This is a genomic window from Methylophilus rhizosphaerae, from assembly GCF_900100975.1.
Taxonomy (GTDB): domain Bacteria; phylum Pseudomonadota; class Gammaproteobacteria; order Burkholderiales; family Methylophilaceae; genus Methylophilus; species Methylophilus rhizosphaerae.
Map to the genome: position 1 here is coordinate 425,456 of NZ_FNFX01000002.1, position 15,692 is coordinate 441,147.

Sequence of the window (15,692 nt, forward strand, 5' to 3'; positions counted from 1 at the left end):
ATTATTCACAGGCTTGCTGGCGCAGCTGCATGCTTTTGGCAGGTAATACAAATAACGCCAATCCGCATACGGCTGCCCACCACCATGCCGTCACATTACCGGTTTCCATCATGGCCACCGTCACTGCCATATTGGCTGCCATCAGCACCATGACGATCATCAGCCAGCCGGTTGTTTGCTCACTTGCAGATTGCGCTGTTTGCTGTGGTGCCCTGGTCAGCAGGGAAATCAGGATACTCAGCAAAGGCAGCCATGCCAGAATTAACGGGAAATCCAGATAACGGCCATTGACGGCCAGGCCGGCACTGGTCAACAACAAACCCAGCGCAAATAAACCCAGCATCCCTTGTTCCAGGCATGTGTTGGCAGCCAGTCCCAGCCACTGGCGGACCTGAGCGATTACCAGGCCATAGCCCAGCAACACGAATCCTGCCAATAACGCATACTCACCGGTGTTGCGCGCAGCCAGTTGTACATAATCCGCCTGTAAATAGGCATGCAAGCCGACACAGGCCGCGATGACAGCCAACAGGCTTTTCTGGCACAACGAAAGTTTGCGGTATTGCCCCCAGCCAGCCGCGAGGGCTGCCAGCACCAATGCAATGCCATAAGGCAACCAGCCATCCGCACGCTCGGCTACGGGGCCTTGCAAACTGAATTTCGGCTGTAAATCAGTATCGAAAACACCCCAGAAACCGCCGACCGTGCCTTCCAGCTCACGTTTCCATGGCTGATCAAACGCTTCAATAATATTGTATTGCCAGCCGGTCTGCTTGGCCGCATGCAGGAATTCGCGCATATACCTGGCCTGGTTAACCACACTTGCTGACGCATAAAAACGCTGGCGACCCTGGGAAGGCCAGCCGGTTTCACCAATCAGCAATGGTTTTTTAAACACGGTGCCCAAATGCCCCATGACAGAGGCGGTATGCATGACGGCCTGCTCCACCGCCACCGGTTTGTCTTCCCAGTAAGGCAGGATATGTACAGTGACGAAATCCACCTCCTGCTCCAATGTCGGGTGCTTCAGCCAGAACTCCCATACATCGGCATAGGTCACCGGCGCTTTGGTGCGCGCTTTTACCCATTGCAGGTATTCATGCATCCTGGCTTCCGGCTGCTCACCACGCAACAGTACTTCATTACCCACCACAATGCCACGCACGGTATCCGCATACTGGTTCGCCTGCTGTACAGCCAGTTCCAGTTGCTTCATATTGTCGGCATCTACCCAGCCGATCCAGACGCCTAGCAGCACCTTCATGCCCAGTTTGTGTGCGGCTTTTGGCACATAATCCATGCCTTGCGAGAGCGCATAGGTACGCACACAGCTGGTGACTTTTGAAAGCGCCTGCAAGTCCTGCTCGATCTGCAGCGGATCCACGAAAGTATCGCTCACCAATGGGCTCATGCCTGGTTTGTAATAAGGTGAATAGGACACGCACTGTAACTTCGCGGCCTCGGTATCCACCTCTATCAACGGTTGCGGCTGTTGCAGCCGCCAGACATACAGGATGCTTCCGATCAGGAATAAACTTACCCAGAATAAAGGTGGAATGCGGAAGAACAAACGCTGCAACATAATGAATTTGGGGGAGGCGTCTTTAAAAGAGTCTGTATTCTCTCATAAATAGACGCGGCATGCGCCCCGCAGTTCACTGCCCTACCGCGTAATTATTGCCAAAAGACTTGGTAATTTAAGCAATTGCAATTATGATGAAACGATATTTATTTAAAGTATCGTGCAGTTGACAGACTTTAAATACAAGCCCTCGCCAAAATCACTATTTCAAAAGCCATATGAACGTAAAATCCTGCCTGACAGCCCTTGCCTTGCTATCCTTTTTTTCAATCACTGCCTCTGCAGCCCCGGCTGCGACCAGCGCAGATTACAGCGGCGAATATCTCTGCAAGGGTAACAATATTACCGTCGGTGATTACGAAGTCACCATTTACCTGAGGAAAAACCGCCGCAACAGTACGGCACAAGTGGCCGTCTATGACTTGGTCACGCTGACAGAAAACAAGCAAAGCTATACTGGGCAGGCCATTACCCGTGGCAGGCAACTGGCCATGACCTTCAAACTGTCTGATGCCAAATATGCCGAATTTTCCACCGGTTTAGGCCAGTTCAGTAAAGTTGGCAAACTGTGGTCATTCAAAAATGACTACTATGAACCAGATGACACTGGCGGCAACTACGGTCATGAAACCTGTACCCTGAAACCGGTACAGGCAGCCGCACCGGCAAAAAGCACAACACCAGCCACCACCAAGCATTAATCTGGCAAACTCGTCAAAAGTCGTATCATTTTTTTGATGTTAAAATAGCAGAATTCTTTTGGACATAAGGTTTTCATGAGTCAAATGGTTGAAGTAATCGTGCCGGATATCGGCAATTTTGATAGCGTCGATGTGATTGAAGTATTAGTCGCGGTGGGCGACACTATTGCCAAGGAAGACTCACTGATTACAGTGGAGTCTGACAAAGCCTCCATGGATATTCCTTCTTCCCATGCTGGCATTGTCAAAGAGCTTAAGATCGCCGTAGGCGATAAAGTTGCCAAAGGCAGCCTGATTCTGGTACTGGAATCCGCAGCAGCGGCGACAGAAGCAAAACCTGCTGAAGCTGCACCTAAAGAAACGCCTGCGCCACAGGCAACTCCGGCAGCCACTGAACCTAAAGCATCAGCACCTCAACCTGCGGTTGCCACCGGCAATAATGATGTCACCTGCCAGGTCATGGTACTGGGCTCCGGCCCTGGCGGTTATACCGCCGCGTTCCGTGCCGCAGATCTCGGCCTGAAAGTCGTCCTGGTTGAGCGTTACCCGACGCTGGGCGGCGTCTGCCTGAATGTGGGTTGTATTCCTTCCAAAGCGTTATTGCATACCGCTAAAGTCATTACTGAAGCAGAAGAAACCGAACACCACGGCCTGAGCTTTGGCAAACCGGATATCGACCTGGATAAACTGCGTAGCTGGAAAGCCAACGACGTGGTTGGCAAATTAACCGGTGGCCTGGCACAAATGGCCAAGGCTCGCGGTGTCACCGTCGTATCCGGCACAGGTCAATTCACCAGTCCCAATCAAATTGCCGTGACCGCGGCTGATGGCAAAATAACCCTGGTAGGTTTTGATAACGCCATTATTGCCGCCGGTTCGCAAGCAACCAAATTCCCTGGCGCACCTGACGATGAACGTATCATGGATTCTACCGGTGCATTAGCCCTGGCGGATATCCCTGGCCGCATGCTGGTGATTGGCGGCGGCATTATCGGCCTGGAAATGGGTACTGTATATGATGCACTGGGCACCAAAGTCAGCGTGGTTGAATTTATGGATGGCCTGATTCCTGGTGCCGACCGCGACCTGATCCGCCCATTGCAAAAGCGCATGGAAAAACGCTTTGAAAGCATTATGGTCTCGACCAAGGTTTCCAGCCTGGAAGCTAAAGCCGATGGTATTTATGTCGATTTTGAAGGCGCAAACGCACCCAAGGAAACACAGAAATACGACCGTGTACTGGTTTCTATCGGCCGTCGCCCGAATGGCAAGAATATCGGTGCCGAAAATGCAGGCGTAGCCGTGGATGAACGTGGCTTTATCGCAGTCGATAAACAGATGCGTACCAATGTGCCGCATATTTTCGCCATTGGCGATATTGTAGGCCAGCCCATGCTGGCACATAAAGCCACGCACGAAGCCAAAGTCGCAGCTGAAGTCATTGCCGGCCACAAAGTTGAATTTGTCGCCAGCGTCATCCCATCCGTGGCTTATACCGACCCTGAAATCGCCTGGGTAGGCCTGACTGAAACAGAAGCCAAAACCAAAGGCATAGACATCGAAAAAGCCAGCTTCCCGTGGGCTGCCAGTGGCCGTGCATTATCGATCGCACGTACCGAAGGGGCGACCAAACTGATTTTCGATAAAGAAACCCATCGCGTCATTGGCGCAGGCATTGTCGGTATCAATGCTGGTGAATTGCTGGCCGAAGCAGTGCTGGCGATTGAAATGGGTGCCGATGCGCATGACCTGGGCCTGACTATCCATGCGCACCCTACGCTGTCAGAGACTGTCTGCTTTGCTGCAGAACTCAAGGAAGGCACGATCACGGATATGCTGCCGCCTAAAAAGCGCTAGGCAGCCGGCTTGATCTTAATCTTTAATAAAAAGCCCGCAATCGCGGGCTTTTTATTACGCCAGTCGAGGCGCAATGGCGGCTATCTTCACTGACAAGGCGTTTCCTTAACCACCGCATCCGGGAATTGCGCGCGCGATTTCTGCAAACTGGCCAGTTGTTGTGCCGTCACATTCTGCAACTTGACCACGGCTTGCCCCTGGCTGCCCGTGCGCGCAGATTTAATCAGCAAGCGAACACCTTTGGCTTTCAGGTCTTCCATCAGTTTATCAGCCAGTTTTTCATCGCGGAACACGCCGAAGGAAATCGCATTCCGCCATTTCGGGTCATCCTGTACGATAAAAAAGTCTTCCACCCCCAGCTTACGCAACTCCTCTGCCTTGCTTTGTGCCGCTTCCGCGGAGGCCAGCGGTGGTTTGTAAATCCAGTAGCGCACATTCTCCTGCTGCCCCACTACCACCTGGTTGACTTGGACCTTGATATTGAGCTGTTGCGCCAGGTTAACGGCTTCATTGACTCTCGCCATGGTAAAGCTGCTCCACTCATAACACGCAACCGGCTCCGCTTTATGGCTTTCTGCCGGTTTCGCAGCCTCTCTTTTTTCGACGGCTTTATTGTCCGTTGCAGGACTTGCCAACTGATCGTTAACCGTTGCCTCGCTAGCTGGTGCAGGACTGGCTGTCAGTGAAGTCTCTTGCGTCGGCGCACTACGTTTTGGGTAAGTTTCCAGCGTAGCAGCACTTAATAACTTGACCTGCCCGGGATGGATTTCCGGTTTCAGGCTGCTGATGGCAGGTGATAAGGCATCACGTTCGAAATAGGCGAACACCAACACATTTAATAACAGCAATATCCAGAATAATCGTTTCATGATGATGCGCTTTCAGCCAGGCAGGCCAACCCCTTTAAAACCAGATTATCCACAATAATGGCAGGTGCTGACAATGTGCCCGGCAAATATCGCTGTAGCAGTTCGGCATCCCCGCCGCTTAATACCAGCAACGGTGACTGCTGGCTTCTGTTTGTCAATTGTACATATTGCGTGGCAACCGATGCGGTCATGGCCTGCACGCAACCCATCCACATGGCTTGCTGGCTGTGACGGGCAAAGCCCTCTGGTGGCCAGTCATGAGTTAAATAGGCATAATCCAGTTGTGCTGCACCTTGCTGCAAGCCCTGCCACATCAGTTGTAATCCCGGCTGGATGCTGCCACCAATAAAAGTGGCTCCCTGCTCTGTTTCAACCTGTAATGCATCTATGGTCATGGCGGTACCAGCGGTAACGATTAATGCATTCTGACGGTATAGCTGCCACACGGCCAGCAAACTGCACCAGCGGTCACTGCCTAACTGTGAAGGCTCAAGGTAGCCATTCTGCAAACCCAACGCATTGGTGCTGGCTTTGATATTGACGATGCTGGCAGCTGGTTGCAGTTCTTCCAGGAATTGCTGCCAGGCTAACCCCGCAACATTACTCACCCATATCTCGTTCGCTTGCAAGACAGCCGCATGCAATGCCCCCACTTCGGAAGAACGACCTTCCTGCTGCATCCATAACCTGTTTTCCAGCGTGGATACCTGCAACTGCGTAGTTGAAGTAAAGGATTGCTGCGGGCACCATGCCCATTTGGCGCGCGTATTGCCTGCATCTATCAATAGCTTCATGCCACACTCCGCACGCTGATTTCACCAGCGTTGAATCTCTGCTGACCCTGCGCAGTTTCAACCAGTAAACTGCCCTCTTCGGCAATCCCCACCACTTGCCCCGGGATCACCTGCCCGCTTGCCAGTAATAGATTGACGGCTTGCTGGTGGAAAGCATGATGTGCTGTCCAGTCAGCCTGGAAATATGCAAAGCCATATTCGGTAAACTGGTTCAAATGCCATGCCAGTGCAGCCAGGCATTTACCCAGTAATACGTTCGGATTCATGGCCTGGCCAAATAACTGGTTTAAACCCAGTACCGGCTGTTCAATCTGCTGGCGCATGACCTGCTCGACTTCCAGGTTCATGCCTATGCCGATCACGGCAGCACTCGGTCCTTCCATATCGCCCTGCAATTCAATCAGGATGCCACCTAACTTATGCCATTGCCCCTGATGCATGACCAGCAGGTCATTCGGCCATTTGAGCTGCACTTCCGTCAGGCCTAGTTCATGCAATGCGCGCACCAGCGCCAAACCAACAATCAGGCTTAGACCTGACAAACCCGCAGCACCACATTGAAAACGCCATAGTATGGAAAAGGTCAGGCTGCCACCCAATTGCGATAGCCATGTCCGCCCGCGCCTGCCACGTCCGGCGGTCTGCATTTGCGCAGCCACACAGGTGCCATGTGCCACACCACGCGCACTTTCCTGCATCAGGTAACGGTTGGTAGAGTCGACCTGCGCCAGCACTTGCACATGAAACCAGGAAGCATACTCACCACAAGCCTGGCAAACAGCCTCTGCATTTAGCAAGGTAACCGGCCGGGGCAAACGGTAACCACGTCCGCGCACGGAAAAAACCGTAATCCCCAATGCCTCAGCCGCCTGGATGGCGTGATAAACGGTCGCGCGCGTGACGCCAAATTGCCGTGCCAGCGTTTCACCGGAGTGAAACTTGCCATCAGCCAACACCGCCAGTATCGGGAATGCCAGTTTGTTCATCGAATCAGGTCAGGGTATGCACATTCTTGGATGTACACAGAGTGTGAAAACAGCACGCAGTTTAGCACACCAGATCTGCCTAGCCGCCTGATCAACGCCTGCAGGCTGCTGCATTAAGCGTTTTGGGCCACGTGATGAAGCGTGTAAAATAGCCACACTTCAGAAACTTCAAGATTTGTCATGTCTACAGAAAAAGAACCGATCCCAGCCGCCTCCAACTTTATTCGTGCCATCATCGAAAAAGACCTGGCTGACAACAAATACGCCGGCAAACACTGGGCTGGCTCGCCCGGCGGCGCAGCACACCAGTCCACGGGACAGGTAGACTTTGCCAAAATCCGTACCCGTTTCCCACCTGAACCGAATGGTTATTTGCATATCGGCCACGCCAAATCCATTTTCCTGAACTTTGGCCTGGCACGCGATTATGATGGCGTCTGTCATTTGCGTTTTGATGACACCAATCCGGAAAAGGAAAGCCAGGAATATGTAGACAGCATTTCCGACATGGTGCACTGGCTGGGCTTTGGCTGGGACAACACCACGCCAGACGGCAAACCGGAAAGCAACCTCTACTTTGCCTCCAACTATTTTGACTTTATGTACCTGGCCGCCGAAGCGCTGATACAGCACGGTCATGCGTATGTGGACGAGCAAAGTGCGGAGGATATGCGCATCAACCGCGGCACACTGACCGAGCCAGGTAAAGATTCTCCGTTCCGCAACCGCAGTGCGGAAGAAAACCTGCGCGTATTCCGTGAGATGCGTGACGGCAAACACGCCGATGGCAGCATGGTATTACGCGCAAAAATCGATATGGCGTCGCCCAACATCAATATGCGCGATCCGGCCATTTACCGTATCCGCCGTGCGCATCACCATAATACCGGGGACGATTGGTGCATTTATCCGATGTACACTTTCGCCCACCCGATTGAAGATGCGCTGGAACAAATTACCCATTCCATCTGTACCCTGGAATTCGAAGATCAACGCCCCTTCTATGATTGGTTAATGGCACGCCTGGTCGAAGCCGGTTTATTATCCAACCCTGTGCCTTACCAATATGAGTTTGCGCGACTGAACCTGACCTATGTTGTGCTTTCCAAACGCAAGCTGATTCAGCTGGTAGAAGAAAAACATGTCAGCGGCTGGGATGACCCACGCCTGCCAACCCTGGCTGGCGCACGGCGTCGCGGCTATACGCCAGAAGGTTTTAAACTGTTTACTGACCGTATCGGCGTCTCCAAAGCCGACTCCTGGATTGAGTACAGCATCCTTGAAGATTGCATGCGTGATGTGCTCAATGAATCCGCCCCACGTAAAATCGGTGTGCTCGACCCGATCAAACTGATGATCGATAACTACCCCGAAGGTCAGGACGAAGATTGTTATGCACCTAACCACCCGCAAAAACCTGAATTGGGTAAACGTGTGGTTAAACTGTCCAAAGAGTTATGGATTGAGCGCGAAGACTTTATGGAAGAACCTTCCAAAGGTTATTTCCGCCTATTCCCCGGTAATATGGTGCGCCTGCGTTACGGCTATGTAGTCAAATGCATCGGCTGTGAAAAAGACGCCGCTGGCAATGTCACTACCGTGCATTGCGAATATCTGCCAGATACCAAATCCGGCACTCCGGGCGCGGATAGCGTGAAAGTCAAAGGCAATATTCACTGGGTAAGCGCAGCGCATGCCTACACGGCTGAAATCCGGCTCTATGATCGCCTGTTCAAAGACCCGCATCCTGGTAGCGGTGACAAAGACTTTTTAGATGACATTAATCCTGGCTCCGTCAAAGTCATCACTGCGCAGCTGGAACAAAGCGCACAACAAGCCAACCCTGGCGACAGCTACCAGTTTGAACGTCATGGCTATTTTGTTGCTGACCGTAAAGACAGTGTCTCTGGCAAACCGGTATTTAACAGGACGGTAACATTAAGGGATGCTTGGCAGAAGGCATGAGAATAGCTGCCCAGCAACGTATTTGGAAACAGGTTCGATATCGATAGCCACTAAAAAATAATCAAATTGAATAAATTCTTATAAAGACTGGTAAACTTTATAAGTAGTTAGCCTGCCCTGAAAAGCAACCGGCGAATGCAACAAGTATGCGAGAGGGTCATCTTGAAGCGATCGGGTATTGTAAAAACAAGACAGCTAAAGCTCCTGTGGCTACTAAAGCTCGTGTATGCAATATCCACGATCAATACAGCCATGGCAGACGAATACTCACTCAAAGAGTTTGCCGAGATGTCACTGGAAGACTTGAGTAACATCGAGGTCACTTCCGTATCCCGGGCACCTGAACGACTTTTAGATGCTCCCGCTGCTATCACAGTCATTACCAATGAAGAAATCCGCCGATCTGGCGCAACCAGCATTCCAGAAGCGCTGAGATTAGCCGACAATTTACAAGTAGCCCAAAAAAATTCTCACGACTGGGGCATCAGTGCTCGCGGATTTAATACTGAATTGGCGAATAAGATGCTGGTCATGATTGATGGCAGAACGGTATATTCGCCGTTGTTTTCCGGTGTTTTCTGGGACAGGCAGGATTATCTATTAGAAGATATCGAGCGTATTGAAGTCGTGAGCGGCCCAGGAGGTACATTGTGGGGAGTAAACGCTGTCAACGGAGTGATCAATATCATTACCAAGTCCAGCAAAGAGACGCAAGGGACATATATTGAAACTGGCCTGGGCAATAAACTTAAAAATTCCACCTCCATGCGTTATGGAGGCATGTTAGCACCCAACGTTAGTTACCGCATTTACGGTAAATATTTTGACCGGGCCAGCCAGGCATTATCCAATGGCAAAAATGCTTCAGACGCCTGGAATATGGGCCAGGGTGGATTTCGAATTGATGCAGACGTGTCACACAACGACAAAGTGACCCTGCAAGGTGATTTTTATAATACAAACCAGGATGATCCAATCACTACCAATCAGGGTGAAGCAGATGGAATGAATATCCTGGGACGCTGGGCCCATACCATTTCCAATACGTCTAACATGCAATTGCAGATGTATTATGACAAAACCAATTTCTCACTGCCAAGAGCTGCCGCAGCACCGCCATTGGTGATCCCCTCAGGTTTTTTAAAAAATGCGCTGGAAACCTACGATATCGATTTCCAGCACCGTTTCTTACTAAATGACCGCAATAAAATCGTATGGGGGCTGGGCTATCGCTATACTCACAACAAGGTAGATAGCGCCCCTACTGTGGCGCTTGACCCGGAGCACCTGGACCAGCAGCGCTATAGCGCATTTGTTCAGGACGAAATCAAACTCCACCCTAAACTCTCCTTCACTGTTGGCACTAAAGTCGAACATACTGGCTATACAGGATGGGAAGTTGAGCCAAGTGCCAGGATATTATGGAAAGTCGCACCAGATCATAATCTTTGGGCGGCTATTTCACGCGCAGTCAGGATACCTTCACGACTGGATCGAGATCTGGTAACCCCCACAAACCTTCCAGCCCCGTTTCCACAAAGTATTTTAAGTGGAAGTGACAATTTTAACTCAGAGAAAGTAGTCGCTTATGAACTGGGTTACCGTGCCAGACTCAATCCCAAACTGTCTACCTCCATTTCCCTTTTCTATAATGAATATACCGATATACGCAGTGTGAGTCCTAGCCCACCTGATATTTTCGGCCTTCCATTCCCATTTATGATACGCAACAATCTGGAAGGCGAAACTCATGGCATAGAAATAAGTACCAGCTATCAGGCGCTGAACTGGTGGCGGTTACAGCTGGGGTATAACTTGCTTGAAGAACATCTCCGCGTTAGATCTGGAGAGGTAGATGTCAATAATGCACTGAATGAAACGGCGGACCCTCGCCATCAGGTTTCGATTCGGTCTTCCATGAACTTATCCAGTAATGTTGATTTTGATGCGTATTTCCGATGGGTGGATGCCCTGCATAATAATAACGGGGCCATTGCTGGCCGGGTGCCAAGCTATTCTGAGTTAAACCTGCGTCTCGGATGGCGCCCAATGAAGCAACTGGAACTCTCGCTTACCGGGCAGAACCTTCTCCATAATCGACATCCTGAATATGGTTTCCCAGACCCGAGCCGGGTTGAAATCGAACGCAGCCTTTACGGAAAAGTCCAGTGGCACTTTTAAGGCAATTGCTGAGCATGATTAAACGGCTGCAAGTATTCAACAAGAATATTTCATTTGCCACTTTCTTTTTCTTCTTAATGAGTGTGAATCAGGTGGTAATCGCCGATGAATCCATAGAATATAAAATAAAAGCAGCATTTCTATATAAATTCAGTGCATATGTGAGCTGGCCTCCAGTCGCATTCAACTCTCCTTCAGACCCATTCTCCATATGCATTGCAGAAAGCAATGAACTGTTTAAATCCACACTGGAAAAAGTGGTTAACGGGGAAACCGTTTATGGGCGGCCTGTCATCATCAGGCAGATTAATAAACATGAACCCGAAAACAGCTGCCAGATTTTATATATTGGCAATGACAACAACCAACGAACGCCAGAAGCATTCGACACCTCCCGATTCAATCAGGCCTTGACCGTCAGTGATAATCCATCACAAAGTGTGATTGAGTTTTTTATTTCCGATAACCGGGTGCGCTTTAACATTGATGATGAAGCAGCGGCAAAAAAAGGGCTGGTAATCAGTTCCAAGCTGCTTAGTCTTGCTGTCAATGTCAAACGGCGTACATCTGCAGGGGAGTGACTATGCGAGCATTGACTGATCTCCGTATTCGCACCAAGCTTTCTATCATCATCGGCCTGACGTGCCTCATTGCTCTTTTGATGGCATTCGTTGTGATTGTCGGATATGACAACTACACCTATCAAACCCAAAAACAAAAAGAGTTGTCTGCGCAGGCGGAAATTCTCGCCTCCGGGATGATTGCACCTCTGGAGTTTGATGATCATGAAGCAGCCACGGAATATTTAAAGCCTCTTTCCACAAATCCGCAAATTTTAAGCGCAGCGGTGTATGCGGCTGAAGGCGCTATTTTTGCAAGTTACTCCAAGTCGAATTCACCACCCGCGCCTAACGCCATTCCAACAGGTATAAAAATACATAACGGCTTGCTTTCTGTCTCCGCTCCCGTGATCCAGAATCGTAATGTAGTGGGCAGTGTATATGTCCAGGAAAGTATTGAGCCCTTGACCCAGCGTATTGTCCGGTATGGCGGCGTTTTTATTATGGCCATCATTATTTCGCTATTTATTACACTGCCCATTGCTTTACGGCTTCATTATGCAATTGCGAATCCTGTGTATGCGCGCAGTTTGATAGAAGCGAGCCTTGACCCCTTTATTACGATTAATCCGCAAGGAATTATTACAGATGTGAATTCGGCTACCTCACAGGTCACTGGTGTAAGTCGTGAAAAATTGATAGGAACAGATTTTTCTACCTACTTTACTGAACCGGACAAAGCCAGGGATAGCTATAGACAGGTATTCAATGAAGGCTCTGTGACCGATTTTCCTTTGACCATCCGGCATACGGATGGCGTAATGGTTGATGTTTTGTATAACGCTTCCGTTTATAAAGACGAGCATGGAAAAGTCTTGGGGGTCTTTGCCGCAGCGCGTGATGTGACAGCCCAAAAAACTGCCGAACGTGAAATTCATAAACGCACGGCAGAGTTACAGGTAGCGAATAAAGAGCTGGAAGCATTCAGCTATTCGGTTTCCCATGACTTAAGGGCGCCCCTCCGGGCTATAGACGGATTCAGTCAGGCCCTGCTGGAAGATTGTGCCGGGCAACTTGACCAGCAAGGCAGAGGATATCTGGACCGTGTCCGGGCGGCGTCCCAGCGGATGGGCATTTTAATCGACGATATGCTAGAGCTTGCCCGTATTTCCCGAATAGAAATGCAGCACACACTATTGGATCTCAGCACTATGGCCAATGACATTTTGCTGGAGTTGGCACGAAATGATGACCAGCGTAAAGTGGAATGGCATATCCAGCCAGAGCTTTATATTAAAGGCGACCCCAGGCTCATCCGGGTAATGATGGATAACCTGCTTGGAAACGCCTGGAAATATACCTCAAAACAAAGCATGGCGCGCATTGAGGTTGGAAAGAGTGTTCATCATGAAAGCGATATTGAGTATTTCGTGAAGGACAACGGTGCCGGATTTGACATGGCCTACTCAGAGAAACTATTTGGTGCTTTTCAACGGCTTCATGCAGTGACAGAATTCCCGGGAACCGGTGTAGGCCTGGCCATAGTTCAGAGGATTATCCACCGACATGGGGGGGAAGTACGCGGCGAGGGAGTGCCTGGCCAGGGTGCTGCTTTCTATTTTTCTTTACCAGATTAAAGGGATATGAGGAACGTATATGGACGAGAAAGTCATTTTGCTAATTGAAGATAACCCGGATGACGAACTGCTGACACTCCGGGCACTGAAGAACAATAACATCAATGCCCAGGTAAAAGTTGCCCGGGATGGACAAGAAGCGATTGATTACTTTTTTGGCGCAGAGGCCTCTGTAAATCCTACGCCTGCAGTGGTATTGTTGGATTTGAAATTACCAAAAGTGAGCGGGCTGGAAGTGTTAAAGCGGATTCGGGCTGACGAAAAAACCGAAATGCAACCTGTTGTCATCCTCACCTCGTCCATTGAGGAGCAGGATCTTATTACAGGCTACCAGTTAGGCGCCAACAGCTATATCCGCAAACCTGTCGACTTTGGTCAATTCATGGAGGCGGTTCGCCAGCTCGGTTTGTACTGGCTGGTCATGAACGAGCTTCCACCATCATAGTGAGACCCAATATGAAAATATTGAACACATTAATTGTTGAAGATTCCGAGGACGATACCGAGCTGTTGCTATATGAATTGAGGCGTGGCGGATATGAGCCTCACTATCGACGTATAGAAACTGCCGAGGGCATGAAAGCCGAACTGGACCGACAGGCCTGGGATATTGTCTTTTCAGATTTTAGTATGCCTAAATTCAGTGCGTTCGATGCATTGGCCATCTTGCGTGAGTCCGGCCATGACATCCCCTTTATTATTGTGTCAGGCACGATAGGTGAAGATCGTGCTGTGCATGCAATGAAAGCGGGGGCTCATGATTACATTTTAAAAGGCAGCTTAAAGCGCTTAATCCCCGCCACTGAGCGCGAGCTTCGGGATGCACAAACCAGGTCTGAACAGCGGCATTCGGACGTGATCATTCACCGGCTGGCTTACCTGGACCAAGTGACAGAGCTCCCTAACCGTGCACGATTTTATGAAATTGCTGATGCTGAGATCGCACAGGCCAACAGCGAGTCTCGTTCTATCGCCCTGCTCCTGATGGATCTGGACAGTTTCAAGAACGTCAACGATACACTTGGGCATGCGCGTGGTGACGCCTTATTGAAACAAGTGGGCGCAAGACTGCAGCGCTTACTGCCGGCTCCTCATATCGTTGCCCGCATTGGTGGCGATGAATTTGGAATTTTACTGCCACGGTTAGCCAATATTGATGAAATTCAAACCGTTATCGGAAAGATTCAAGCACAGCTGGAACCGCCTTTTATGATTGATGACGTACCGATTTCGGTAGAAGCCAGTATTGGTGTGGGCATTATGCCCGATCATGCTGAAGACTCTCATGCCTTGCTCCAGGTAGCTGATATTGCCATGTATCGAGCAAAGCATTTGGCGAGCGGTTACGTACTTTATGATCCTAAATATAATCTGCACAGTGCCGAAAAGCTGGGATTAATGGCGGAACTTAGACAGGCCATTGACCAGAATCAGCTGGTTCTCTACTTCCAGCCTAAGCTGGCATTAAAAACCGGGCGGGTAGTAGGCTTTGAAGCGTTGGTGCGCTGGCAGCATCCCCGACTGGGATTACTGGGACCCAACGATTTTATTTTGGCCGCCGAGCAAACGGGCCTGATAGGCTCGCTCACCCGCTGGGTAATGGAGTCAGCTTTAACCTTTATACAGCAGGCAGCGTTGCAGGATGACCCGCTTCGGGTGAGTGTGAACCTTTCCGCGCGCTCACTGCATGATGCTAACTTGCTAGAGATGATAAACGAGGCAATCAGCGCCAGCGGGACAAAACCGGAACTGTTGATGCTGGAAATCACCGAAACTGCCATCGTACTGGATCCCGTGCGTGCGAAAAAAACCCTGGATGCCTTAAGTCAGCGAGGAATCAAGCTCTCCATCGATGATTTCGGGACGGGATATACCTCGCTTGCCAGCATTAAGGACTTACCGATAAATGAAATTAAAATCGACAGGTCATTTATCAAAAACATGCTGACGGATAACAAGGATTTCATGATTATCCGTTCAATTATCGAACTGGGACATAATCTGGGCTTAACAACGGTAGCAGAAGGAATCGAGGACAAAGACGCCATGCATACCCTTCTTACGCTGGGTTGTGATGAAGTTCAAGGTTATTTGATCTGCCGCCCGAAGGCCAGCGACCAAATATTGCTGTGGCTGTCGGAAAATAATTGATCCATATGCTGTCAGCATCTCATGGTGCATGCGATCCTGGCTGGTATCAGGCATTGTCTTAACTTACTTTTATATCGTGCTGCTGTAGCATTTTCTGGTCGTCACTCCTGTCTGGCCACTTTTGGATTGTCCTGATTTTCTGCCCGCGCTGCAAATACGAGCATACTGTTTAATTGCCTTAATTCCTACATAACAAAAGTAAACTTCTACTGTACGCAAGTGTCATCTTTAATAGATTTATCAACTTTCTGCTGTTAGTGGTACTCCGCTTTCGCATTGAAAGCCTTGAAACAGTTGTCGGATGCATCAAAAGAACATGCTCCCCCCTTTTCCTAGCTGCCATAAACTTGCTTTGGCAATTAGCGCCTGTGCTGTTGCCTTCCGGCTTTTATAAATAGTATTAAGGAAT

The 15,692-nt window shown here is 49.9% G+C and carries 12 protein-coding genes; 8 read left to right on the forward strand and 4 right to left on the reverse strand.

Annotation, left to right across the window (positions count from 1 at the left end):
• Position 1: 1 nt before the first annotated feature.
• A complete protein-coding gene (locus tag BLP53_RS05730; RefSeq protein WP_091471193.1) occupies positions 2–1,582 on the reverse strand; it encodes a glycoside hydrolase family 17 protein in 1,581 nt (526 codons plus the stop codon).
• 218 nt (positions 1,583–1,800) lie between these two features.
• Here BLP53_RS05730 and BLP53_RS05735 point away from each other — a divergent pair, with 218 nt between their 5' ends.
• Together BLP53_RS05735 and lpdA are read left to right on the forward strand one after the other, a co-directional pair.
• Positions 1,801–2,283 carry a hypothetical protein gene (locus BLP53_RS05735; protein WP_091471194.1) on the forward strand — a complete coding sequence of 161 codons (483 nt, stop codon included), beginning with the start codon at positions 1,801–1,803 and terminating at the stop codon, positions 2,281–2,283.
• 75 nt (positions 2,284–2,358) lie between these two features.
• The gene (gene lpdA / locus BLP53_RS05740; RefSeq protein ID WP_091471195.1) at positions 2,359–4,140 is read left to right on the forward strand and encodes a dihydrolipoyl dehydrogenase; all 1,782 of its coding nucleotides are present in this window, start codon (positions 2,359–2,361) and stop codon (positions 4,138–4,140) included.
• An 86-nt stretch (positions 4,141–4,226) separates the two neighbouring features.
• Here the strand turns inward: lpdA and BLP53_RS05745 are convergent, their stop codons facing one another.
• From BLP53_RS05745 to BLP53_RS05755, 3 genes are read right to left on the reverse strand one after another with little or no spacing between them, the layout of a single operon-like run.
• Positions 4,227–5,009 (reverse strand): SPOR domain-containing protein, encoded by a 783-nt coding sequence (locus BLP53_RS05745; protein WP_091471196.1) that lies wholly within the window; start codon positions 5,007–5,009, stop codon positions 4,227–4,229.
• Positions 5,006–5,803 carry a type III pantothenate kinase gene (locus tag BLP53_RS05750; protein WP_091471197.1) on the reverse strand — a complete coding sequence of 266 codons (798 nt, stop codon included), beginning with the start codon at positions 5,801–5,803 and terminating at the stop codon, positions 5,006–5,008. The genes BLP53_RS05745 and BLP53_RS05750 overlap by 4 nt, the downstream gene beginning before the upstream one ends.
• Positions 5,800–6,789 carry a biotin--[acetyl-CoA-carboxylase] ligase gene (locus BLP53_RS05755; RefSeq protein ID WP_091471198.1) on the reverse strand — a complete coding sequence of 330 codons (990 nt, stop codon included), beginning with the start codon at positions 6,787–6,789 and terminating at the stop codon, positions 5,800–5,802. The genes BLP53_RS05750 and BLP53_RS05755 overlap by 4 nt, the downstream gene beginning before the upstream one ends.
• Positions 6,790–6,969: 180 nt before the next feature.
• Between BLP53_RS05755 and BLP53_RS05760 the strand changes: the two genes are divergently transcribed.
• The 6 genes from BLP53_RS05760 to BLP53_RS05785 all read left to right on the forward strand — a co-directional run bounded on the left by BLP53_RS05760 (position 6,970) and on the right by BLP53_RS05785 (position 15,283).
• Positions 6,970–8,754 (forward strand): glutamine--tRNA ligase/YqeY domain fusion protein, encoded by a 1,785-nt coding sequence (locus BLP53_RS05760; RefSeq protein ID WP_091471199.1) that lies wholly within the window; start codon positions 6,970–6,972, stop codon positions 8,752–8,754.
• A 252-nt stretch (positions 8,755–9,006) separates the two neighbouring features.
• Complete coding sequence (locus BLP53_RS05765; protein WP_218119022.1) at positions 9,007–10,935, forward strand: TOL_0244 family TonB-dependent receptor; 1,929 nt, start codon at positions 9,007–9,009, stop codon at positions 10,933–10,935.
• A 14-nt stretch (positions 10,936–10,949) separates the two neighbouring features.
• The gene (locus tag BLP53_RS05770; RefSeq protein WP_091471201.1) at positions 10,950–11,516 is read left to right on the forward strand and encodes a TOL_0243 family YfiR-like periplasmic protein; all 567 of its coding nucleotides are present in this window, start codon (positions 10,950–10,952) and stop codon (positions 11,514–11,516) included.
• 2 nt (positions 11,517–11,518) lie between these two features.
• On the forward strand, positions 11,519–13,132 hold the full coding sequence (locus tag BLP53_RS05775; protein WP_091471202.1) for a sensor histidine kinase: 1,614 nt from the start codon (positions 11,519–11,521) through the stop codon (positions 13,130–13,132).
• A 19-nt stretch (positions 13,133–13,151) separates the two neighbouring features.
• The gene (locus BLP53_RS05780) at positions 13,152–13,577 is read left to right on the forward strand and encodes a response regulator (protein WP_091471203.1); all 426 of its coding nucleotides are present in this window, start codon (positions 13,152–13,154) and stop codon (positions 13,575–13,577) included.
• Between the two features lie 11 nt (positions 13,578–13,588).
• Positions 13,589–15,283, forward strand: coding sequence for a two-component system response regulator (locus tag BLP53_RS05785; protein ID WP_091471204.1), 1,695 nt, complete (start codon positions 13,589–13,591; stop codon positions 15,281–15,283).
• The last annotated feature ends 409 nt before the right edge of the window (positions 15,284–15,692 follow it).